The organism is Streptomyces sp. KM273126, assembly GCF_004337435.2.
Taxonomy (GTDB): domain Bacteria; phylum Actinomycetota; class Actinomycetes; order Streptomycetales; family Streptomycetaceae; genus Streptomyces; species Streptomyces acidicola.
On record NZ_SJXB02000001.1, the window covers coordinates 6498323 to 6519525 of the forward strand.

20 protein-coding genes and 1 pseudogene are annotated in these 21203 nt (G+C 70.1%); 8 read left to right on the top strand and 13 right to left on the bottom strand.

Annotation, left to right across the window (positions count from 1 at the left end):
* Positions 1 to 90: 90 nt before the first annotated feature.
* The 8 genes and pseudogenes from E0500_RS27820 to E0500_RS27855 all read right to left on the bottom strand — a co-directional run bounded on the left by E0500_RS27820 (position 91) and on the right by E0500_RS27855 (position 9114).
* Positions 91 to 876 carry a TIM barrel protein gene (locus E0500_RS27820; RefSeq protein WP_309505161.1) on the bottom strand — a complete coding sequence of 262 codons (786 nt, stop codon included), beginning with the start codon at positions 874 to 876 and terminating at the stop codon, positions 91 to 93.
* Positions 873 to 2789 (bottom strand): annotated as a pseudogene (locus E0500_RS27825) (DUF2264 domain-containing protein); the annotation flags it as partial. The pseudogene E0500_RS27825 and the gene E0500_RS27820, both read right to left, overlap by 4 nt.
* Before the next feature lie 62 nt (positions 2790 to 2851).
* On the bottom strand, positions 2852 to 3883 hold the full coding sequence (locus tag E0500_RS27830) for a hydroxyacid dehydrogenase (RefSeq protein WP_399119986.1): 1032 nt from the start codon (positions 3881 to 3883) through the stop codon (positions 2852 to 2854).
* The gene (locus E0500_RS27835; RefSeq protein ID WP_181587276.1) at positions 3880 to 4758 is read right to left on the bottom strand and encodes a carbohydrate ABC transporter permease; all 879 of its coding nucleotides are present in this window, start codon (positions 4756 to 4758) and stop codon (positions 3880 to 3882) included. Before E0500_RS27835 ends, E0500_RS27830 begins: the two co-directional genes overlap by 4 nt.
* Positions 4759 to 4772: 14 nt before the next feature.
* Positions 4773 to 5741 carry a carbohydrate ABC transporter permease gene (locus E0500_RS27840; protein ID WP_131561348.1) on the bottom strand — a complete coding sequence of 323 codons (969 nt, stop codon included), beginning with the start codon at positions 5739 to 5741 and terminating at the stop codon, positions 4773 to 4775.
* A 9-nt stretch (positions 5742 to 5750) separates the two neighbouring features.
* Positions 5751 to 7061, bottom strand: a complete 1311-nt coding sequence (locus E0500_RS27845) for an ABC transporter substrate-binding protein (protein ID WP_131561349.1) — start codon at positions 7059 to 7061, stop codon at positions 5751 to 5753.
* 156 nt (positions 7062 to 7217) lie between these two features.
* A complete protein-coding gene (locus tag E0500_RS27850; RefSeq protein WP_131561351.1) occupies positions 7218 to 8306 on the bottom strand; it encodes a LacI family DNA-binding transcriptional regulator in 1089 nt (362 codons plus the stop codon).
* Between the two features lie 427 nt (positions 8307 to 8733).
* Positions 8734 to 9114, bottom strand: a complete 381-nt coding sequence (locus tag E0500_RS27855) for a helix-turn-helix domain-containing protein (protein ID WP_131561353.1) — start codon at positions 9112 to 9114, stop codon at positions 8734 to 8736.
* Positions 9115 to 9256: 142 nt separating this feature from the next.
* On the opposite strand from E0500_RS27855, the gene E0500_RS27860 reads away from it, so the two are divergent.
* From E0500_RS27860 to E0500_RS27875, 4 genes are all read left to right on the top strand, one after another.
* Entirely contained in the window at positions 9257 to 9664 is a 408-nt protein-coding gene (locus tag E0500_RS27860; RefSeq protein WP_131561387.1) for a RidA family protein, read from the top strand.
* A gap of 71 nt (positions 9665 to 9735) precedes the next feature.
* Entirely contained in the window at positions 9736 to 10077 is a 342-nt protein-coding gene (locus tag E0500_RS27865) for a VOC family protein (RefSeq protein WP_131561355.1), read from the top strand.
* 73 nt (positions 10078 to 10150) lie between these two features.
* Complete coding sequence (locus E0500_RS27870; RefSeq protein WP_131561357.1) at positions 10151 to 10984, top strand: class I SAM-dependent methyltransferase; 834 nt, start codon at positions 10151 to 10153, stop codon at positions 10982 to 10984.
* A gap of 248 nt (positions 10985 to 11232) precedes the next feature.
* A complete protein-coding gene (locus E0500_RS27875; protein WP_131561359.1) occupies positions 11233 to 12393 on the top strand; it encodes an alpha/beta hydrolase in 1161 nt (386 codons plus the stop codon).
* A gap of 64 nt (positions 12394 to 12457) precedes the next feature.
* On the opposite strand, the gene E0500_RS27880 is transcribed toward E0500_RS27875, so the two are convergent.
* On the bottom strand, positions 12458 to 12787 hold the full coding sequence (locus E0500_RS27880) for an antibiotic biosynthesis monooxygenase (RefSeq protein WP_131561360.1): 330 nt from the start codon (positions 12785 to 12787) through the stop codon (positions 12458 to 12460).
* A gap of 177 nt (positions 12788 to 12964) precedes the next feature.
* Between E0500_RS27880 and tap the strand changes: the two genes are divergently transcribed.
* Together tap and tpg are read left to right on the top strand one after the other, a co-directional pair.
* Positions 12965 to 15238, top strand: coding sequence for a telomere-associated protein Tap (gene tap / locus E0500_RS27885; protein WP_131561362.1), 2274 nt, complete (start codon positions 12965 to 12967; stop codon positions 15236 to 15238).
* A 13-nt stretch (positions 15239 to 15251) separates the two neighbouring features.
* Entirely contained in the window at positions 15252 to 15806 is a 555-nt protein-coding gene (gene tpg / locus E0500_RS27890) for a telomere-protecting terminal protein Tpg (RefSeq protein WP_131561364.1), read from the top strand.
* Between the two features lie 26 nt (positions 15807 to 15832).
* Here tpg and E0500_RS27895 read toward each other — a convergent pair whose 3' ends face one another.
* Positions 15833 to 16423, bottom strand: a complete 591-nt coding sequence (locus E0500_RS27895) for a helix-turn-helix domain-containing protein (protein WP_131561365.1) — start codon at positions 16421 to 16423, stop codon at positions 15833 to 15835.
* 55 nt (positions 16424 to 16478) lie between these two features.
* On the opposite strand from E0500_RS27895, the gene E0500_RS27900 reads away from it, so the two are divergent.
* On the top strand, positions 16479 to 17003 hold the full coding sequence (locus tag E0500_RS27900) for a GNAT family N-acetyltransferase (protein ID WP_131561389.1): 525 nt from the start codon (positions 16479 to 16481) through the stop codon (positions 17001 to 17003).
* Positions 17004 to 17231: 228 nt separating this feature from the next.
* On the opposite strand, the gene E0500_RS27905 is transcribed toward E0500_RS27900, so the two are convergent.
* From E0500_RS27905 to E0500_RS27915, 3 genes are read right to left on the bottom strand one after another with little or no spacing between them, the layout of a single operon-like run.
* Positions 17232 to 17393 (bottom strand): hypothetical protein, encoded by a 162-nt coding sequence (locus E0500_RS27905; RefSeq protein ID WP_165934916.1) that lies wholly within the window; start codon positions 17391 to 17393, stop codon positions 17232 to 17234.
* On the bottom strand, positions 17390 to 18544 hold the full coding sequence (locus E0500_RS27910; protein WP_131561391.1) for an MFS transporter: 1155 nt from the start codon (positions 18542 to 18544) through the stop codon (positions 17390 to 17392). The genes E0500_RS27905 and E0500_RS27910 overlap by 4 nt, the downstream gene beginning before the upstream one ends.
* 29 nt (positions 18545 to 18573) lie before the next feature.
* Complete coding sequence (locus E0500_RS27915) at positions 18574 to 19134, bottom strand: Chromate resistance protein ChrB (protein WP_131561367.1); 561 nt, start codon at positions 19132 to 19134, stop codon at positions 18574 to 18576.
* 680 nt (positions 19135 to 19814) lie between these two features.
* Here E0500_RS27915 and E0500_RS43170 point away from each other — a divergent pair.
* Positions 19815 to 21179, top strand: coding sequence for a hypothetical protein (locus tag E0500_RS43170; protein ID WP_220140617.1), 1365 nt, complete (start codon positions 19815 to 19817; stop codon positions 21177 to 21179).
* The last annotated feature ends 24 nt before the right edge of the window (positions 21180 to 21203 follow it).

Consider the following 21203-nt stretch of genomic DNA (forward strand, 5'->3'; position numbering starts at 1 on the left):
AAGCTCCGTCACCCGTTCCGCCCTAGGTCCTGTCGTCGGACTTCCGTCGTCCGCCCGGAGGGCGGGCCGCGCGGCGTCTGACGACAGGGCCTAGCCCTCGCTCGCTCCGCCTCCGGCCGCGAGGGACCTCAGGGTCCGGGCCTCGCGGGCGAGGACCTTCTCGTCGTTCTCGGGGACGAACTCCAGAAGGACGTCCAGCGGCCGGCGCCGCGCCCGCAGGCGGGCGAGAACCGTACGCCACAGTTCGGCGCGGGTGGAGAGCGGGTGGCGGGTGGTGCCGGGCCACCAGGAGAAGGCGTGCACGGCGGCCACTCGGTCGATCACGGTGTCGAGACCGGCGATGGCCTCCGCGTCGGGCAGGTCGAGCGGTGGCTGCCAGTAGGTGCGGACGTCGGGGTGGTCCACCGCGTTGAGCAGCCGCAGGGTGCGGTCGGCTCCGTCGGTGAGGGTGTTGCGGTGGAACTCGTAGGCGAGCTGGACGCCCGCTTCGGCCGCGAGTTTCGCCGCACGGCGAGTGTCCTCGATGACCGCCGTCCGCCCCTCCGGTGACGTCTCGTCGGTGCCCGTCGTCCCCGCCCAGATCCGTATCCGGGGCGCCCCCAGGAGCACGGCGGAACGGAGGACGCCGTCGAACGACGCGGGGGCGGTGCTCCCGGCCCGGTAGTACGAACCGTATGAGGCGACCGCGAGGCCCGCCTCCTCGGTGGCGGCCCGGACCCGGGAGGCGGCGGCCTCGTCCCCCGCCGGTACGTGGATGTCGGCGCCCCACTCGACACAGTCCAGGCCCGCCTCGACCGCCGCCGCGAGGACCCCGGCCACGTCCAGGTGACGGAGCGTGACGGAGCACAGGCCGAGGCGTGGCATCACGCCGCTCACGCCGCCTCCTCGGTGACCGAGGGCACCTCGGTGCCGAAGTCCACGACCGTACGGGCTCCGTCGGCCCAGCGGACGACGACGGTGAGGCCGCTCACCTCGGCGGTGGCCTGCCCGGCGAGCGGGGACGCGCCGGGTTCGCCGGTGAGGGAGGCCAGCGCGGCGAACACCGTGCCGGCCGGGTCCGCCCCCACGGTTCCGGTGAGTTCGGGAACGAGGGCCCAGGGGCCGTAGGCCGTGCCCTGAGGTGCGCGGACCGCGCGCCGCGTCTGCCAGCCGTACAGGCCGAGCAGTTGACTGGTCACCTCCGGTCCGTCGAGCCGTACCTCCGCGGTCTGTTCGGTTTCGGCGGCCGCGCCCGGCGCGAGGGCGACGGCCCAACCGCTGTGGTGGATCGGCGTTCCGGCCGGTACGCCCACGGTGCGGTGCACACGCAGTTCGAGACGGCCGCGGGCCAGTGTGAGGCTCTCGATCCGGGCCGAGGGAAGGGCGGGACCGCCCTCGGGGAAGACCGGCCTGTGCCATGAGGCGAGCCAGTCGGGGCCGGCGGCGAGGGGACTGATGCGCAGCCGGGCACTGCGGGTTCCACGCGCCTGGAGCGCGATGTCGTTGTCCGGGGTGTTGGCGGCGCTGGTCGGGCCGGTGCGCGTGGAGTACGCGAGACGGGAGTAGAGCGGGTTCCCGGGGGCGCGCTCCGGTTCCCGGAGGTCCACCTTGAAGCTGCCGTGGTTGTGCAGGCGCGCCAGGCCGTCCCGGCCCGTGGTCTGGATCAGCAGCCCGGGAGCGGGGAGGGCGAGCGTGCTGTCGGGCCCCTCGACGGGTGCGTTCTCCTCGGTCGCGGTCCACAGCGGGTCCTCGGGCGGGAGGAGCAGGGCGAGGAAGCCCTTGGAGGCCCAGTACGGGGAGCCGGGCCCGGAGTAGCGCTGGAGGGTCGCCTCGTGCGGGCCGTACCAGCCGAGGCTGAGCACGCCGTCCGAGGTCAGCGCCCCGCGGTCGAGGAAGTGGCGCAGCGCCCCGCTGAGGATGCGCCGCGTGGCGCCGGGGGCGAGCGGGCTCTGGCCGGTGAGGGCGCCGAGGGCCACGGCGGTGACGGCGGCGAAGCGGTACGTCAGCGAGCGCCCGTGGTGGATGGGGGCGCCGTTCGCGTCGAAGAGCAACGCGAAGCCGTCGAGGAACTCCCGCAGCCGCGGGCCGAGCCGGTCGAGCAGCGCCTGGTCCCCCACGAGGTGGGCGTGGAGCAGCGGGTAGAAGTGCAGGGCCCAGCCGTTGTAGTGGTCGAAGGACCGGCCGTCGCCGTCGGAGTACCAGCCCTGCCCCTGGTACCAGCCGTCCAGCAGGTCGAGCCCGCGCTCGATCGCGTGCCGTGTCTCGGCGTCGCCGCGCCCGGCGGATTCCAGGAAGCCCGCGACGGTCAACGGGAAGAGGTACCAGTTGTTGGGGGCGGGCGTGTGCCTGAGCGCGCCGCGCAGCCACCGTTCCACACGGTCCTGGTCGGCGGCGGGCAGGGTGTCCCAGGTCCAGGGCGCGGTCAGCCGCAGCGCCAGTGCCACGGAGGCGGACTCCACCATCGGCTGGCCCTGGATGCCGTGGTGCCCGATCTCCGGCCAGGACTCGGCGTCGTCCCGGCCCGGGGAGCGGGTGCCGCGCACCAGGCCGGCGGTGTAGCGCTCCAGGAAGCCGTGCGGGTCCTTGCCGGACGCACCGGCCGTGCGGAACGCGGCGAGCAGGAACGTACGCGCGAACCCTTCCAGGCCGTCGGAGCGCACCCCCGACTTCGAGGGCGGTCCGGGCAGGTCGATCAGGGCGTGGCCGGGGGTGGCGTAGCGGAGGGCGGCGGTCAGCAGCTGGTCGGCGGTGGCTTCCCAGTGGGCGCGGGTGTATCCGGTGTGCGGGCTGAGGGTGCGGTCTTCCTCGGGGGCTGTGGGGAGGGGTGTTCAAGCATGGGTGGGGCCACGTCTCCTGTTCGTTTCGTCGGGGCTCAGGCGAGGCGGGCCAGGTGTTCGGGCCGGACGGGGTGGGCGAAGGGGCGGCCGAGGGCGTACGACTCGACCTCGGCCAGCGCCAGGTCGGCCAGGCGGCGCAGTTCCCCGCCCTTCGAGCCGGCGATGTGCGGGGTGATGAGGGCACCCGGGCAGTCCCACAGCGGTGAGTCGGCGGGCAGTACCTCCGGCTCGGTGACGTCCAGGATCGCGTGGAGCCGCCCGGACACCACCTCGTCGGTGAGTGCGGCCTGGTCGACGACGGCCCCGCGCGCTGTGTTGATCAGCGTGCTGCCCGTACGCATTTTGCCCAGGAACTCGCGGCTGACCAGGCCTCGCGTCTCGGGCAGCAGCGGTGTGTGGACGCTCACGACGTCGCCGGCCGTGAACAGCTCCGGAAGGGAAACCGGCTGCGCCCCGAGGTCACGTGCCTCGGTGTCACTGACGTAGGGGTCGTGGAGCAGCACCGTCAGGTCGTGCGGGCGGAGCAGGTCGATGACGCGGCGTCCGATGATCGAGGCGCTCAGAATGCCCACGGTCCTGCGGTAGTTGCCCGCGTCCGGGTGCCGTTCGTTCCAGTCGGTGCGTCGGCGTTCGAGGCGGTAGAGACGGGCGGTGTCGAGGACCCGTTTGTTGGCGAGCAGGATCATGGCGAGGGTGTACTCGGCGACCGGTACGGCGTTGGCCACGGCCGCGGAGGACACTGTGAGTCCGCGATCCCAGCACGCGGCGGTGATGTGGTGGCGTACGGTCCCGGCGGTGTGCACGACCGCGCGCAGCCGGGGCGCGGCGTCCAGTGCCGCCGCGTCGATGGGCGGGCAGCCCCAGCCGGTGATGAGCAGTTCGGCGTCGGCGAGCGCGCGGTGTGCGGTGGGGGTGGTGAGATCGTCCAGGACGAGGTTCGGGTCGATGTCGGTGAGGGCGGCCAGCCGGGCCCGTACGTCCGTGTCGAGGACCTGGTGCGCGGTCTTCTGCGCCATGGCGAGCACGGCGCGCGGGCGTGTGTGGGGCCGGAGGTCGGGGTGGGTCACTTGACGCTCCCTGCGGTGAGACCTGACTTCCAGTAGCGCTGCAGAGTGATGAACGCGACGATCAGCGGCACCACGGCGAGCAGTGAGCCGATGACGACGAGCGGGTAGTACTCGGGTGAGACGGTGGCGGAACTGTTCCAGGTGTAGAGCCCGAGGCTGAGCGGATAGAGGTCCTGGTCGGAGAGCATCACCATGGGCAGGAAGAAGTTGTTCCAGATGGCGGTGAGCTGGAAGAGGAAGACGGTGACGAATCCGGGGCCGAGCATGCGCAGGCTGACACGGATATACGTCTGCAGTTCGCCCGCGCCGTCCACCCGGGAGGCCTCCAGCACCTCGTTGGGCACGTAGCCGCTGCTGAGAAGTCGGGCGAGGTACACGCCGAAGGGGTTGAACAGGACCGGGATGAAAACCGCCCAGAACGTATTGACCATGCCGACCCCGGAGGCCACCAGGTAGAGCGGGAGGGCCAGCACGGTTTGCGGGACCATGACGCCGGTGAGGACGAGCCCGAACAGCTTCTCCTTGTGCCGGAACTCGTACTTGTCGAAGGCGTACCCGGCGGAGACGCTGATCAGCGAGCCGACGAGGGCGCCGACGACCGCGTACAGCAGGCTGTTGACGTACCACCGCCCGTAGATGCCCTCCTCCATGGCGAACAGGTCGGTGAGGTTGCGCCAGAGCGAGAAGTCCCCGAAGGACAGGATGTCGCTGCTGAAGAGCGCGTCGGAGTTCTTGGTGGCGGCCAGCAGCAGCCACAGACCGGGCAGCAGCGTGTAGAGCGCCGCGATGAGGACGATGGTGTTGGCGGCGGCACGGCTTGTGAGCCTGCTCGCGAACGTCGATCTGTTGGTGGCCGTCAGCCCCTTCGTGGGCATCAGCTGGTGTGTGGTCATCGCGCGCTCCGTTCCTTGCGGCCGGTCCAGCGAGTCACGGCGTACGACAGAGCGCAGGTGACGATGAGGAGGATGACGGAGGCCGCGGAGGCCAGTCCGTAGTTGTTGCGGCGGAAGGCCGCGTCGTAGATGTACATGTTCGGGGTGAAGCGGGAGTTGACCATCGGCGTGGCCTGGTTCATCAGCATGGGCTCGGTGAACAGCTGGAGCGCGCCGATCAGGGCGAACATGCACACCATCAGAACGGATCCCTTGATGATGGGCACCTTGACCATGAGCGCGGTGCGGAAGCCGCCGGCGCCGTCGATCCGTGCCGCCTCGATCACCTCGCGCGGCACTGCCTGGAGTGCGGCGTAGAAGATCACCATGTTGTATCCGAGGCCGCTCCACAGGGCGATGTTGACGATCGACGGCAGCACGGTGTTCATCCCCAGGAAGTCGACGGTGATGTCACCCTGGGCGAGGAGCTTGATCACCGGGCTGAGGCCGGGGGTGTAGAGGTACAGCCAGATGACGGCGGCGATGATGCCGGGCACGGCGTGCGGCAGGTACAGCAACATCTGCGCGGTGCGTCGCAGCCGGACGAGTCCGGAGTCGAGGAGCAGGGCGAGCGCGAGCGCACCGATCACGACGACCGGTACGAAGATCACGCAGTAGAGGGCGATGGCGCCGAACCCGGACACGAAGCTGGGGTCTTGCAGCACGGCGAGGTAGCTGCGCAGCCCGGTGAAGACGGTGGTGCCGCCGCCGAAGCCCAGCCCCTTGTGGTCCTCACCGAAGAGACTGAGGCCGATGGCGTAGCCGACGGGTACGAGGAACACGGCGATGAGCAGTGCCGTGAACGGGGCCAAGAGCGTGACGCAGGCGAGTACCTGCTGTCGGCGTCCGGCTCTACGGGGACGGGCGGGTTTCGCGGACGACGCCGTCGTGGCCGTGCGTCGCCCTGGCGAGATCACTGTGCTCACGGGTGCACCTCAGTTGGTAGTGACCGACAGGCCGAGGCTCTTGAGGTCGGGCAGCGTCCTGCGTTCCCCTTCACGGAGCGCCTCGACGATGCTGCCGCGGCCTGCTCCGGCCTTCGCGAAGCCGTCCTCGACGGAGGTGATGGTGGAGGTCATGCGCGGCCCCCACTTCCACCGGGGGGAGATCAGCTGGGCGGACTGCTGGAAGAGGCCGAAGATGTCCTGGCCCGAGTAGTAGCTGGTGTCCATCTCCTGGCGGGCGACGGGAACCAGCTCGGGCACCACGGGGAACGCGCTGCTGATGCCGCTGGAGAGCTTGGCGCGCAGGGCGTCCGGGCTGGTGACCATCCACGTGATGAACTCCAGCGCCTCCTTGGGATGGTTGCTGTCCTTGGTGACGGCGAAGGTCGATCCGCCCTGGGTACCGAGGGACGGCTTGGCCGGGTCCCACTGGGGGAGGGGCGCGATGGCCCACTTGCCCTTGCCGCTGGGGGTGGAGTTCATCAGCGAGCCCGCCGCCCAGGCGCCCGCCATGTAGCCGACGGTCTCTCCGCTCTGCAGATGCGCCCGCCACTGCTGGCTGTCCACCGGCTCCACCCGCACCAGGTCCTGGTCGACCAGGCCCTGCCAGTACGCGGCGACCTTGCGGGTCGGGGCGTCGGCCAGGGAGATCTGCCAGGCGTCGCCGGAGGTCCTGAACCACTGGCCGCCGGCCTGCCAGGAGAACCCGGCCATGTGCTGTGAGCCGTTGGTGAAGAAGCTGGCGATACGGGAACGGGGCTGGGCCTTCTTGAGCTGGCGCGCCGCGCTCTCGAACTCGGTCCAGGTCTTCGGGACCGGGATGTCGTACTTGGTGAACACGTCCTTGCGGTAGAAGAACATCATCGGCTCGATGTCCACGGGCACGGCGTACGTGCGTCCGTCGAGGGTGGTGAGGTCCAGCGCCTGAGGGAGGATCTTCCGGCGTGCCGAGTCGGGCAGGAGATCGGTGATGTCGCGGGGCACGCCGTCGATGGCGTAGCCGGGCAGCTGGGGGTACTCCATGGTGGCGACGTCGGGCGCGTTGCCGGCGCGGGCGGCGTTGCTGAGCTTGGCCCAGCCGCCCTGAGGACCCGAGGGGACCTGCTGGTAGTCGACCCTCACCTTGTTCTGGCTGCGGTTGTACTCGTCGACGACCTCCTGGGTGCCGCGCAGCGCCGACCAGAACGTGAGATGTACCGGGCCGTTCCTGGCGCTAGTGCTGCTGTCCGAGGCGGAGCAGCCCGTCATCAGGACGGCGAGAATCGTGAACAGTGCCGCTCCGGCCTTGCGACTACTTCGCATGAGCCCCTCCCGCGTCGTTGCTGGGTTACGGGCATCCTGAGCGGCTCAGAAAAAAGCGTCAATAGATCGAACAGAAGAAACTGAAGCGGTCAAACGAACAAAACTCTGCGAGGCCCTTGGATTCCCTTGAGCCCCTGGAACCCCTGCCGCAACGGATCAGACGGCCGCCTGGACCGTGGACTCCCTGATCACGAGGTCGGGCAGCAGCTCCATGTGCCGGGTGGGGCCGGGCCGCAGTCCACCACGCCCCATGTCGAGCCGGCGCAGCAGCAGCTCGACCCCGCTCCGGCCGAGCTCAGCCTTGGGCGGGGCGACGGCCGTCAGAGGGACCGGCCCCATGTCGGCGACCACGTCGTTGTACGCGACCACGGAGCAGCGTCCCGGCACGTCGATGCCCGCCGCCTGCAGCCGTTGCACGAGCACCAGTGCGTCCACGTCGCTGTGGATCAGCACCGCCGTGGCCCCGCTTTCCTCGACGGCCTCTGCCAGGTCGACCGCCCGCGGGTCGGGGACGCGCGGGTCGGGGCCCGCGGTGCGCGAGCTGAGAATCGTGCGGCACCCGTCGGAGAGTCCCCGGGCGGCGGTCTGCTCGGCGAACTCGGCTCGGATGACCCGCGCGGTGGGGCTGTCGTCGCGCGCCGCCAGAACGATCCGCCGGTGCCCGAGCCCGACCAGGTGTCCGAGCGCCAGATGCACGCCGTACGCGTGGTCCGAGCGCACACAGTCCAGCGAGTAGATCCCGCTGGTCCGTGCGGGACGCCGCTCCACCAGCACCGTGGGGACGTCCAGGGCGGCCATCCACGAGTGGTCCGCCTCGGCCTCGGCCCGGGTGCGCCAGTGCGGCGACAGCAGCAGCCCGCGCGCCCCGGCGTCCAGTGCCTGGCGCACCGCCTCGCGCTCGGCCCCGTCGTCACCTGGAGCGATGTGCAGTGCCAGCCGCAGGCCGGCCTTCTCCGCGGCCTCCCGCGCGCCCTGCACGGCCTCGGTGAGGTAGGTGTTGGTCTCGCGAACGATCATGGCGACGGCGTCACCCCCGGCGGCGACCTCCTCGGCCACCGGCCGCAGCGAACGGGCCACCCCGTGCCCGCGGCGCACCTCCCCGCGCCGGGCCAGGTCCTCGACGTCCCGGCGCACGGTCACGATGGAGACGCCGAGTTCGTCGGCGAGATCGGTGATGCGTGCGACGCCCCTGTCCCGCACCACTTCCGCGATCCGGGCCTGTCGCTTCTGCGCCGTCTCCCGCATGTCCCCACCGCTCTCGTCCGCCCCTGCCGCGCCACCCGCGGCGGCTCGCGCGATCGGTTGCGCGCGATGCGTTCATGATACCGATCAATCGATCATACGGGAGGTGGCCTCGGCGCTGCCGGGCGTGGGCGGTGCACTGTCGGGCGTGGGCGGTGCACTGTCGGGCGTGGGCTAGACTGGATCATGAGCTGGTCGCCGGAACTCCCGGTGTCTGGTCGTGCGTTGGTGGTCCAAGGAAAGACGCCCCGCTTCCTGCGGGGAAATGCAGGTGCAAGGCCTGCCCGGCGCTCCGATTCAAGGGCCCGCTCCGCATTGCGCGGGGCGGGCCCTCGTGCGTTGCCCGGCGATCCGGTGGGCGTGCAGCGCGCCCCCACCGCCCGCCCGTGGCGCTCCCTCCCTGGGCCCCGTGAGGTCCTGCCAGGCCCTGTCAGGTGTCGAAACGGCGGCGGGAGTCCTCGATGTCACCGAGGTACTGGTGGGTCCAGTCGCACATGCTGTCGACCGTCCGGCGCAGGCCTCGGCCCGCCTCGGTGAGGGCGTACTCGACCCGCGGCGGCACGGTGGGGTGCACGGTCCGGTCGACCAGGCCGTTGCGCTCCAGCATGCGCAGGTTCTGGGTGAGCATCTTGTGGCTGATGCCCTCGATCTCATTGCGCAGCTCGCTGAAACGCAGGGTGTCTTCCCCCACGGCTTCGATGATCAGCAGCGCCCACTTGTTGGCGACGTCCGAGAAGATCTCCCGCGCCAGAGAGTCCGCGCGCCTCAGGTCCGCGTCTTCGGGCGAGCCGCTGAACTGCTTGGTCACCATAAGGTTCCTCAGTCACTGAAAAGTGCGTTCTTCCATGTCAGCGCTCACTCTCCTACGGTTTCCCAGTAACTACAAGAGAGCACGGGAGTCCTGGTTCGCTGGAAACGAGCCCATGGACTCTCCTGGAAAGAAGGCGAGCAACATGGCCATCACCCTCGTAAACCCCGACGGGCTGCCGAAGATCGACGTGTACCGGCAGGTGTCGATCGCGACCGGTTCGAAGCTGGTCTTCGTCGCCGGGCAGGTCGCCTGGGATGCCGAAGGGGTCACGGTCGGCGAAGGTGACCTTGCCGCTCAGGTCGAGCAGTGCTACCTCAACATTGCCACCGCCCTGGCCGAGGTCGGCGGCTCCTTCGACGACGTGGCGAAACTGACCGCCTACGTCGTCGACTGGACCCCCGACAAGATGCCCGCCCTCCTGGAGGGGATCTCCCGGGCGGCCGAGAAGCTGGGGAGTACCCCGGTCCCGCCGGCCACGCTGCTGGGCGTCGCGGCACTGGACATCCCCGACCATCTGGTCGAGGTCGAAGTCACCGCGGTCATCGACTGATCGACGTTCTCCTGCCGGACGCGCTGTCCGCGGGACCTCGGGCGCGCTCTCCGCGGGACTAACGTGGCGGCATGGCCCTCGACCTGTACGCAGGCATCCCCGTCGCCGACTACGCGGCCGCGCTGGCGTGGTACGAAGTCCTGCTCGGCTCCCCGCCCACGTTCGTCGCGAGCGACACGGAAGCCGTGTGGGAACTCGCGGAACACCGGTCGGTGTTCATCGAACAACGACCGGAACACGCCGGCCACGCCATGCACACCGTATTCGTCGACGACTTGGACACCTTCGTCGCCCAGGCGGCCGATCGTGGCCTGGAGCCCACGAAGCGGGAGACCTACCCGAACGGCGTGCGCAAGGCCGCGTACGTCGATCCCGACGGGAACGAGATCCAGTTCGGCGGCGCCCCACTCTGACCCGGAAGCGGGTTCCGGGTCATCAGACAACTGTCCTGCCTGCAAGGGAAGTTGGCGGGCCTCCGGCGCTACCATGACCCTGCCCAACGCCCCCTGGGGGCGGACCGTCGGCCGCGAGCAGGAGGACCACACCATGGACGAGGACCACGGCACGGACTTCGACAGCCTCGCCGAGGCCTACGAACGTATGGCCACCGCCCTGCCCTTCCGCGAACACATCGAATCCCACACCCTGTTCACCCTCCTCGGCGACATCACGGGCAGGGCCGTTCTGGACCTGGGCTGCGGCAGCGGCCTCTACACCCGCAGGCTGCGAGAACTCGGTGCCTCGACGGTCACCGGCATCGACAGCTCCGACGGCATGCTCGACTTCGCCCGGCGCCGCGCGGCCGCGGCGGACCTCGACATCACCTACCTGTCACGGGAAGCCACCGCCCCACCCGCCGAGGGTGACCCCCAGCTCGACGGCCGCTTCGACCTGGTGTCCTCCGTGTACGTACTGTGCTACGCACCCACCCGGCAGGCGCTGGCCGGCTTCTGCCGCACCGCGCGCCGTTCACTCCGCCCGGACGGCGGCCGGTTCGTCTTCGCCACACTCAACCCCGACGTCGCCGTCGAACCCGGCTGGTACACGCACTACGGAATCGACTTCACCATCGGCCCGGCCACCCGGGACGGCGACGAGGCCCCGGCAGTGATGAAAGTGCCCGGATTCGAGGAGTTCCCTCTCCTCCCTTACCGCTGGTCGCGGCGAGCCTACGAGGACGCCCTGCACGAGGCGGGCTTCACCACCGTCACCTGGGTCCACCCCCGGGTCTCCGCCGAGGGCGTCGCCGCGTACGGCGAGGCCCACTGGACCAACTACCGCAAGATCCCGCACGCCCTGTACGTCGACTGCACCGTGTGACGCACGAGCCGCGAGGCCCGCAGGCGTGGGCGACCGCGCACTCGGACGCGAAGAAGACCAGGACGTCCCCGCATCCTCGGGGGCTGGGCTGCTGCAGGCGTGTTTCCTGACGGCCGGCGTGGGCGTCGTCGCGTGGAGTCCGTCAGTCCACCGCATGACATCACGCCCCCCGGATCGGCCCGTGGGCTGATCATGGATCAGCTCGCCGCAGGACGTGACTGGGGTTCCTGTTGCCTAGCCTCACCTGCATGAATCGTTTGCCCCGCGGCGCCACCGCCGCGTTACTCGGTCTGTCCCTCGCGCTTCTCGGTACGGGGACGGCCCACCCCGTACCGGCGCCGGCCGACGTGTCCACTGCCAGTGAGAGCGACCGCGTCCGCCTCGAACTGCCGCGCCCCACAGGGCCGCTGCCGGTGGGGCGGGACACCCTGCATCTGGTCGATACCGACCGCCCCGACCCGTGGGTGCCCGAGGCCGGCGCTCGCGAGCTGATGGTGTCGCTGTACTACCCCGCCCGCTCCGGCCGCGGCCCGACGGCGCCGTACATGACCACTGGCGAGGCCCGCGCCTTCCTGGAGGACCGGGATGTGGCCGAGGTGGTGCCGGCCGAGACCCTCAGCGGCACTCGCACCCACGCCCGCCCCGGCGCCAACCCTCTACGGGGGAAGTTTCCGCTGGTCGTGCTGTCGCCCGGATTCACCGTCAACCGCTCGACACTCACCTCGCTCGCCGAGGAACTGGCCGGCCGAGGGTACGTGGTGGCCGCCGTGGACCACGCCTACGAGTCGGTGGGCACGACATTCCCGGGCAACCGGCTTCTCACCTGCGTCGCCTGCGACAAGGTTCCCGAACTCGGGTACGGGGCCGTCGCCCGCGGCCGTGCTCGGGATGTCTCCTTCGTGCTCGACCGGCTGACCGACCGTTCCCCGGCCTGGCGGCACGCCCGCATGATCGACCCCGCGCGGATCGGCATGGCGGGCCACTCCATCGGCGGTGCCTCCGCCGCGTCCGCCATGATGGGCGACCAGCGGATGCGTGCCGGGGCCAACCTGGACGGCTCCTTCTTCGACCCGGTGCCGGCGGGCGGTCTCGGCGGCCGACCCTTCATGGTGCTGGGCACCGGGGTCGAGGACACCTCCTGGGTACGTGACTGGCCGAACCTCGACGGCTGGAAGCGCTGGCTGGCCGTGGCCGGTTCGGGGCACTTCACGTTCACCGACATTCCGGTCCTCGCCGACCAGTTGGGGCTCCTTCCGCCGGAGGAGCCCCTGTCGGGCGACAGGTCGCAGCAGATCACCCGGCGTTATGTGGCGGCCTTCTTCGACCTTCACCTCAAGGGCGGCAGCCGGCCCCTGCTGGACGGGCCGTCGTCGGAGTATCCGGAAGTGGTTTTCCACCGGACCAACTGATCGAACGTGTGCCGTCCCCGCGGAGCCGACAGGGCCTCTGGCCCTGTCGCCCGCGACGACCTGTCTACGAGCTGGTCGGAGTCGCCTGCTGCACGACCTCGAAGGACCACAGGGTGGACCCGCTCGCCGCCGGCTTGGGCCGCTCGCCGGCCTCGGCGTCACCGCCCTGGTGGGCCGCCTTCATCGGACCCTCCAGCCAGGCCTGGAAGGATGCCTCGTCACGCCACCGTGTGTAGACGAGGTAATTGTCGGTGCCCTCGACGGGACGGAGGAGCTCGAACCACTCGAAGCCGTCGGAGCTCTCCACGGCGTGGGCACGGGACGCGAACCGCTTCTCCAGCGTCTCCCGCTGCTCGGCGGGGACGGTGAGTACGTTGATCTTGACGACGCTCATAAACCCATCCTGCCGCACGTCGATCGGCAACGGACGAGCGGCTCGTACATCACATATCGCGACCTCGTCCTCCCGGACTCCGCGACGGTTACGACCGCGTTTCGTACGCAGAATGAATGTTCCACCGTACGGAATCCGGACGGTTCATGGAGTAGGCTGTGAGCCAGGAGGTGCTCCATGTCCGAGTTGTTCGACGCGGTCGACGCCCTGGTCGCGTCCCGATCCCCGTTGCCGACGCCGGCCGAGCGCAAACGGCTGCGTCAGGCACACGGGCTGACGCTGGACGAGGTGGCCACCGCCCTGAAGGTACGGCGAGCGACCGTCAGCGGCTGGGAGGCGGGCAGGACCGAGCCGAGGCCCCCGGAGCGCGACGCGTACGCGCGCTTGTTGAAGCAACTCGCGGCGCTCTACCCCGCTGACACCGACACGACCCCTTCCGCGCAGGACACGGCGCCGGTGCCTGAGACGGTCAGCGGCCCCACCCCGTCTGCGGAGGCGTCGTCAGAAGCGCCAACTCCGTCCGCCGGCCGGGCACATGAGGCCGCGGTCAAGTCCGATCCCCATTGCAGCGCCATGCACCCGGTCCCGGTCTCCGTCCCCGCCTCGGTGCCGCACAGTGCGTCGCGTGCCGAGGCGGGGCCGAGGCCGTCATCGACATCGCGCCGCCCCCGGGCGAGGAGCGCCGCCCCTCAGCAGACCACCGCGGCGGCCGCCCTCGACACGCGGTTCGCCAATGGTCCGCTCGCCGTCATCGACGCCGACGCCGACCGCCAGGTGGTGGCGTACTGCGTAGGCGGCCTGATCCTGGACGTGCCCGCCAAGTCCCTTCCCGCACTGGTGGAGTGGACGCTGACGGAGGCGCAGCTGGGGGCGGAGAGGCTGAACGGCTCCGGGAAGGACGGCGACCCACTCCTCGTCCTCACCGAGGCCGCGTTGGAGCGCTACGGGCTGCCAGTCACGCTGTCGGAGTCCGAGCGGCTCGCCGGGCGCCTCCCGGACGGACATAAGGTCATCAAGCAGCTCGATCGCGCGGACTGGCAGCTGACGAAGCGAGGGCTGGGGCCGTGGGCGCGGATCTACCGGCCCGCGCAGGGACGCGAGCGGAGTTGCGTGCAGCTGTGCGTCCCGTCGTGGTCCGCGCTGGACACACGGACCTGGGGCGACGCGGCGAAGCTTGCGCCGGCCGAGCTCGCCCGGCTGCTCGGCACGTACGCGGCCCGGGTGATGACGCCGCGCGGCTCCACCGCCGTGACCGGCCTGGAGCTGATGACCGCGCTGAACCCGCCCACCCGGGCAAGCCGGCCCGACGAGGACGGAAGGCGGCACAAGGAAACCCGTCCCGGATCGCTGGGCGAGCGGGCGATGGACTGCGCGCCGTGCGAGGCCCCGGACGGGCACCCGCTGCTGAGCGATCTGCCGCGGTTCCACCAGCGGGGCCCGGCGGAGATGCTGTTCGAGGAGGCGTACGACTGGGCGCGGGAGCTCACCGACACCGAGTGCATGATGCGCTTCGTGGTCGGCATCGACGTCAACCTCGCCTTCGGCGCGGCGGCGAACGGCGCTGTCGTGGGCCTCGCGCAGCCGCCGGTTCACGTGACCGACCCGCCGTTCGATCCGACACTGCCCGGGGCGTGGTTGGTCGACCTTTCACACGTCGACCTCTCCCGGGTACTGGTCGGCAAACAGTGGAGGCAGCTCGAAGGGGACCTGCTGCCCAGTCCGTTCACACCGACCGGCGAGCGGCCGGAGGGGCCGGCCTGGTACGCGACACCGACCGTGGCGTACGCGGTGGAACTCGGCTACGACGTCGCCCCGGTCGAGGCCTGGGTGCGCCAGGACAAGGGCAAGTTCCTGGACGGCTGGTACAAGCGGCTGCGCAACGCCTACGTCGACACCATGGGCGACCTGGGCGTGGGCGAGAAGCTGCCTCCGGCGGAGTTCCTGCGGGTGATGGACGACTACAAGCAGCGCGACCCGGAGATGGCGATCGTCCTGGACGCGATCAAGGCGACCGTGAAGGGCGGTATCGGCAAGCTGCGGGAGCGGGCGCGCGGCGGCGGCTGGAAGCCCGGGCAGGCGTGGCCGGCCCTCTCCAGGCCGACGTGGCGGCCCGACATCCGCGCGGCCGTCATCTCGCGGGCCCGGATCAACATGCACCGCAAGATGCTCAACCTGGCCGCGGCCACCGGCCGGTATCCGGTGGCGGTCCTGTCGGACTGCGCCGTGTACGCCGCCGACGGGCCCTCCCCGCTGGACGTCCTCCCGTACGACGCCGACGGCAAGACGGTGCCCGGAAGCTTCCGCCTGGGGGTGTCGCCGGGGATGGTCAAGCACGAGGGCACCCGGACCACCCTGTGGGCCGAGGAAGTACGGGAGAAGTACGACCGGGCCCTGAACCTCGCGCGCTACGTCAAGACGGGCGAGGTCACCGCCAAGGACGACGGGGAGTAGGGGAGAAAAGCCGATGGTCACGGTCGGGGATGGGCTCGACAAGGCGGTGCAGGCGGCGTTCACGCGCCCCGCTCCGAAGTCGGCCGGTGCCAGGATGCGGTACCTGGTCAGACAGCTCAAGGGCACCAAGCAGGTGGCCCAGTTGTTGCGTGTCTCCCAGCGGACCGTGGAGCGGTATGTGAAGGACCAGATCAAAAAGCCGCGCCGGGACCTCGCCGAGCGCCTGGAGCGCGAGGTGTACAAGCGGTGGCAGCCGCAGATCCGCGCGCAAGCCAAGCAGACCGCGGCCACGACCGGCGGCATCGTCATCGACACCCGCGCCCGTTTCGGCTACACCGCCGCCCCGGGCACCACCGACGACCCCCGGCTCCGCCACCTCACCGTGGCACTGCCCCCGCAGCACGCCGCCCGCCTCTTCGAGGCCCAGGAAGCCGGGGCCGGCGAGCAGGCGCTGCGCGACATCGCCGCCGAGGCGCTGGGCGAGGTGTACTTCCGCGACAGCGGCCGCCGCGCCCAAGGCCTGGAGGTGGAGTTCAGCGACCTGGAGCACCTGGAGTTCGAGCTGTAACCGGGTCGTACGACATGCACCCGGCATCACGGTGACTGGCGGTTGCGCTGCTGTGGTGAGCGAGGCCGCATGATGAGCGCGGCAACGTGGTAAGTGCACGGCTCCGGGCCAGGGTTGGCGTAACCGTGCGTGACGTCGGCGGCGAAGTAGGCGGAGTCACCCGCGTCGAGAACGAGTGCCTCGTCTCCGAGGGTGAGCCGGAGTGTCCCGGACTCCACGGCGATGAACTCGTGGGAGCCCGGGGCGTAGGCGGGGAACGCGCCGGCGTCGCAGCCGGGCGGCAGAGTGGTGCGGATCCATTCGAAGTTCACTCCGGGGACGACGGGGGAGAGGACCGTCCGGTGCCACCCGCCAGGCTCGTGGACCGTGTCCTGGTCGGCCGCTCGTCGCACGATGGCGCGGCTGTCTGCGGACTGGGCGACGAGTTCGGGGAGAGGAACTCGGAGTCCTTCGGCGATGCGGGCGAGGACCGTGATCGTCGGGGCCTTCTGCCCGCGCTCGACCGAGGACAGCATGCTCACACTCACATCGGCGGTGTCCGCCAGTTGCTGGAGGGTCAGACCCCGGTCGTGCCGCAGTCCCTGGATGCGCCTGCCCAGCGCCAACAGATCAAGCATTACTCTATAATGGCATCTTCTTCCACTATAGAGAAATGAGCTGGTCGTGGCAGATATGGCAGATGCCGAGGCGGTCATCCGCCCGGCAACTCCTCGGGACCAGGAGGCAGTGGCCGACATCTACGCGCACTACGTTCTCCACACCGTCGCGACATTCGAGACAACCGTTCCGGGTGTCGCCGACTGGGAGCGTCGACTGGACGACCTCACCGGCCGCGGTCTGCCGTTCGTCGTCGTCGAACTCTCCGGCCAGGTGGCCGGTTTCGCGTACGCGGCTCCCTGGCGTCCCAAACCCGCCTACTGCCACACGGCGGAGGACACGATCTATCTCGCCCCGAGTGCCACCGGCCGAGGCCTGGGCAGAGCTCTACTGCGCGAGGTGATCGCCGGAGCCGCCCGGGCCGGAGTGCGGCAGATGATCGCCGTCATAGCCGACACGGGCAGCGACGCCTCAGCCGCACTGCACCGTCGCTGCGGCTTCACGGAGGCAGGTCGCCTGACCGCCGTCGGTCGCAAGCACGGACGGTGGATCGACACACTGCTGTTGCAACGCGACCTGACGGCGGCCGAACCGGAATGAGCCGGGGCGCGGGAGTCTCTACCCGGACCGGAACTGCGCACATCGCCAGGGAGAGCGGGCAGGGCCCTGGCGAGCGATGATCTCCAGGGTCTGCCTGGCTGCACCTGGTCGATGTCGACCAGGGCGGCGGCGTCCCCGACGTTGCCGCCCGAGACGGCGGAGACGATGGCGATCGCGGCCCACCGCGACGATATTCACGGCCGGCGCCCGCGAAGACGGCGGCGGCGATCATGACGGTTTGGCCGGGGACGGGGACCCGAAATCCTCGGCGAACACCAGGGCGGCGACGGCCAGGTAGCCCCGGTGGTCCAGCAGTGGGGCGATGTCGGCCAGGACGCAGGGAAGCAGGGGGGGCGGGGGAGCGGCCGTCGCGGTTTCTCTTCCGGTCACGTCTCCGTCTCGGGCGTCGCAGGCGCGGTGCGGCGGTGGGCGAGTGCGAGTGCCGCGCCCGACGCGAGGAGGACGGCGAGCGCCGCGTAGCCGTGGGTGAGGGTGGTCGACGCGGCGACGCCGGCCACGAGCAGCGGGCCGCCCGCGTCACCGAGTTCGCGTCCGAGTTCGGCGGCGCCCATGGTCTGGCCGAGGCGTTCTTGGGGGGTGGTGGCCGCGAGGGCGGCGAAGCCGAGCGGGGTGATCAGGCCGGTTCCGGCGCCGATCAGGGCGGCGCCCAGGAGCACCCCGGTGAGGCCGGGCAGCATGGCGCACCCCAGCCCGGCGGTGGTGAGCAGCAGGCCCGCCGCGATGCCGCCGCGGGCGGTGAGGCGTCCGTCGTCCAGCGCGCGTCCGGCCCGAGGCTGGACGAGGGCCGCGCAGGCGGCGAGCACCGAGACGGCGGCCCCGGTGGCTACCGTGCCCAGTCCGGTGGCCCGCCCGGAGACGGGCAGGAAGCCGACACCGACCGACAGGGCGGCGGTCGCCGCGGCCAGGGCGGCGGTGGGGGCCAGGAAGGCCGGGTCGGCCAGACGCCGGGCCAGGTCGAGCACCGTCTGCCGGGCTTTGGGCAGTGGCGGTACGGCGGGGACGGCGAGCGCGGCCCAGATGGCGACCGCCGCACCGAGCATGGCCAGGACCGCGAAGAGCAGGCGCAGGCCACCGGCCCACACCAGGACTCCGCCGAGCAGCGGGCCGAGGGTGTAGCCGATGGATTTGTAGAAGCCGTAGGAGCCGAACGCGCGGCCGTGCTTGGCCGCTGGGTTGAGCCGGGCGACGAGTGCGGAGGCCGAGGGGGAGAAGGCGGAGGCCGCGGCGCCCTGGCCGAGGCGGGCTGCCCACAGCCAGCCGGGACTGTCCGCGACGGCGTACACGGCGGAGGCGGCGGCGAAGGCGGCCAGCCCGCCCAACAGCAACGGGCGGGCGCCGATCTTGTCGGCGAGGGTGCCGAAGACCGGCTTGAGGATCACCTCGGCCCCGTCGTACAGGGCGAGCAGTCCGCCGAGGACGAGCAGGGAAGTGACGGCGTCTTCGGAGAAGCCGCCGAGGTTCGCGGCGATGCCGTGGGCGCCGAAGGCGGTGGTGAACCCGGCCGCGTACAGCGGCCACATCTGCCGGGCCGGTGCCGTGTGCGCGCTCACTACTCCCCCTCCGGGGCCTGGTGCAGGGCGCGGAAGACGCGTTCGGCGTAGTCCTCGCAGGCGGCGGTGCACTGCTTGAGGCGCTGTGCGGCTTCGGCCGCCTCCGGAGCACCGAACACATCGCGCGCGGTCAGGTCGCGGTGCCAGCGTCGCAGCCGCTCCAGCGACTGCTCCTCTTCCTCCAATTCGGCCAGGGTGAACTTGGCGATGCGGATCTCCTTGGCCAGTTCCTCCTCGAACTTGCCGCAGTCGGCCAGGAACTCCGTCCAGTCCGCGGTACGGGCGGCGGTGAACAGCGCCTGGAATCGGGCGGCGTCCTCGGAGCTGCGCCCGGCGGCGTTCAGGGCTACGGCCTGACCTTCGGCCTGTTCGGTCAGGGTGATCGCCCGAGCGACGCCGTCGGCGAAGACCGGTACGTCCGGTACGGCCCACACGCCCTGGCCGAGTGAGAGCGCCCCGGTCTTGCGCAGCTCGCGCCAGACCGCGACCCGGTGCCGGGACGGCTCCGCCGGCAGTTTGATCACGAGGACGAGCCAGCGGCTCTGTTCTGTGTTCGACACATCATTAAATGTAGCGCCTGTTACATCAAGAGGTGTAGTGGGGTGGTGGTAGGTAGGCCGTAAGTCCGGTACCCGGCAGGGGTGCCGCAGCACGGCCGCTGTGCCACCACCCGGCACGTTCTCCAGATCCGTGCGTCCAAGAGCCGCGCGCTCCACCTTCAACGGGTCCAGAGCCTCCAGGAAGCCAGTGGCCGAGGGGCCGGGCTCGGGAGCCACCCCGACTTCCACCCGTCCGCGGAGATCGAGTTCAGTCGGCCACGAACCGGTCGGACGCAAGTGCAGTACGACATGGGGAAGATCGTGAGGTGATGCGTGCACTTCCATAGCGGCGAGGTGCTCGGCGGCGAGTTGCTCACTCACATCTCGTCCATTGACGGGGACTGCGTACGAACAGCCGTCGAAGCGCAGTTGGAAACGGTTCGGTCTCGTCATCGGCGGAGCCTGATGGGCGGTGAACTTCGACTGCCCGAACCCCTCATGCATACGTGAGCAGTCGGACGATCTCGGCCAACGAGCAGTCATGAACACGCCATGTGCGGCGTGTCGCCCATACCCACGACCATTCGATCGGTAGAACTTTTCTCGACCAAATGTTCGGATCATCGATTCGAATCGCATGAGTTCGGGGGTTTTCGATGCACATACCGTGGCTCAGGCGCGCCAGCAGACAGGCGCTCACCATGGCGACCGCGGTCGCTCTGCTGTCGTCGGTGCCGTCCATGGCGCAGGCAGACGCGTCGGCTGATCTCGAGGTCGAGTCGTACGTCCTGCCGCTCGGCTCGGCGACGCCATCGCTCGAGGAGTTGCAGAGCGAGCATGGCATGGAACGGTTGCGGGACATTGCCCGGAACGCGGAGCCGATCGCGCAGTTGCCGTACGAGACGGTGGGGCCTGCGGCATCGTACGCGCCGCTGGCACGCCAGCCGTCCCAGACCGCGCCTGTCGATTCACCCGCCGCACCAACGCCAATGATCGCGGCACCGGAACCGGCCCGCACGATGACACTCGACGAGTGCAAGAAGGGGCTGGGTACCACCAACAGGTTCTTCTTCACGTCCCGGTTCGCGGCCTGTTCGGGTGCTTCGTTCGTACAGACCTGGCTCGTCAACGGCAGGCCCTCAGGCGTGAGCATGTTCAACGTCCGAGTCGTGGGGACGATTGCCAAGAACAGCCGCACGATCAACTTCAAGTACTACTTCACCGAGATGGAATCGCAGGGCACCACCGAGGCAGCCGCGATGAAGATCGGCACCAAGGGCAAGATTCCCCACAGTTGGCCGTCCACGGTTCGCTACACCCGGGGCGGCGACATGCCTGGAACGAAGACCTACGCCGAGCTCAAGGCGCTGCGCACGTTCAAGGAAACCGTCAACGCCAAGCCCGGCCAAGGCAGCGGCGGCAGCACGGACCTGATCGCCGCGACCTACCAGCCCTCCATCACCATCACACCGCCGCCCAACGCCACGATCAGCGGCGATCTCAAGGGTGACCTGTTCTTCCTGCCGCCGCGCTGGGACGCCGCGACATACCTGGCGAACTCCACCGGCGGCGGCAACCCCGACAAGAGGGGTGCGGCCTCATTCGCCTACATCGGAATGCTGAGCTACAGCACGAAGACCGGTGCGGAGGAGCGTGCGGTGGCCCAGCACATCAAGACGGCGTTCACCAAGCCGGAGGACACGAAGCCGTTCATGTCGGCGAAGAAGGTGCCCGGTCGGACGCCCGACGAACCGCTGCACCGGACGGTCAACAAGACTCGCAAGGACGACAACCGCAAGGCGGCGGTCAAGCAGTGCAAGCGATACTGGGGCGCCAACTACACACAGGGTGGCACTCGGGAGTGCGACGAGTACCCCTTCGCCACCACCTATGAGGGCGCCGCGGAGCACGACTACGACGCCGACGCGAAGAAGTTCAACTTCTCCGTGAAACCGATCGCAAAGGAAGACAACGGTGCGGGCGGCAATCTGCTGCTCAGCTTCTATTCCAAGAATCGCGTCATCGACGGAATGGAGGACGGCTTCATCGTGAAGATCGTCTCCTGACGCCGCCCAGGGCGGGGGTGCCGC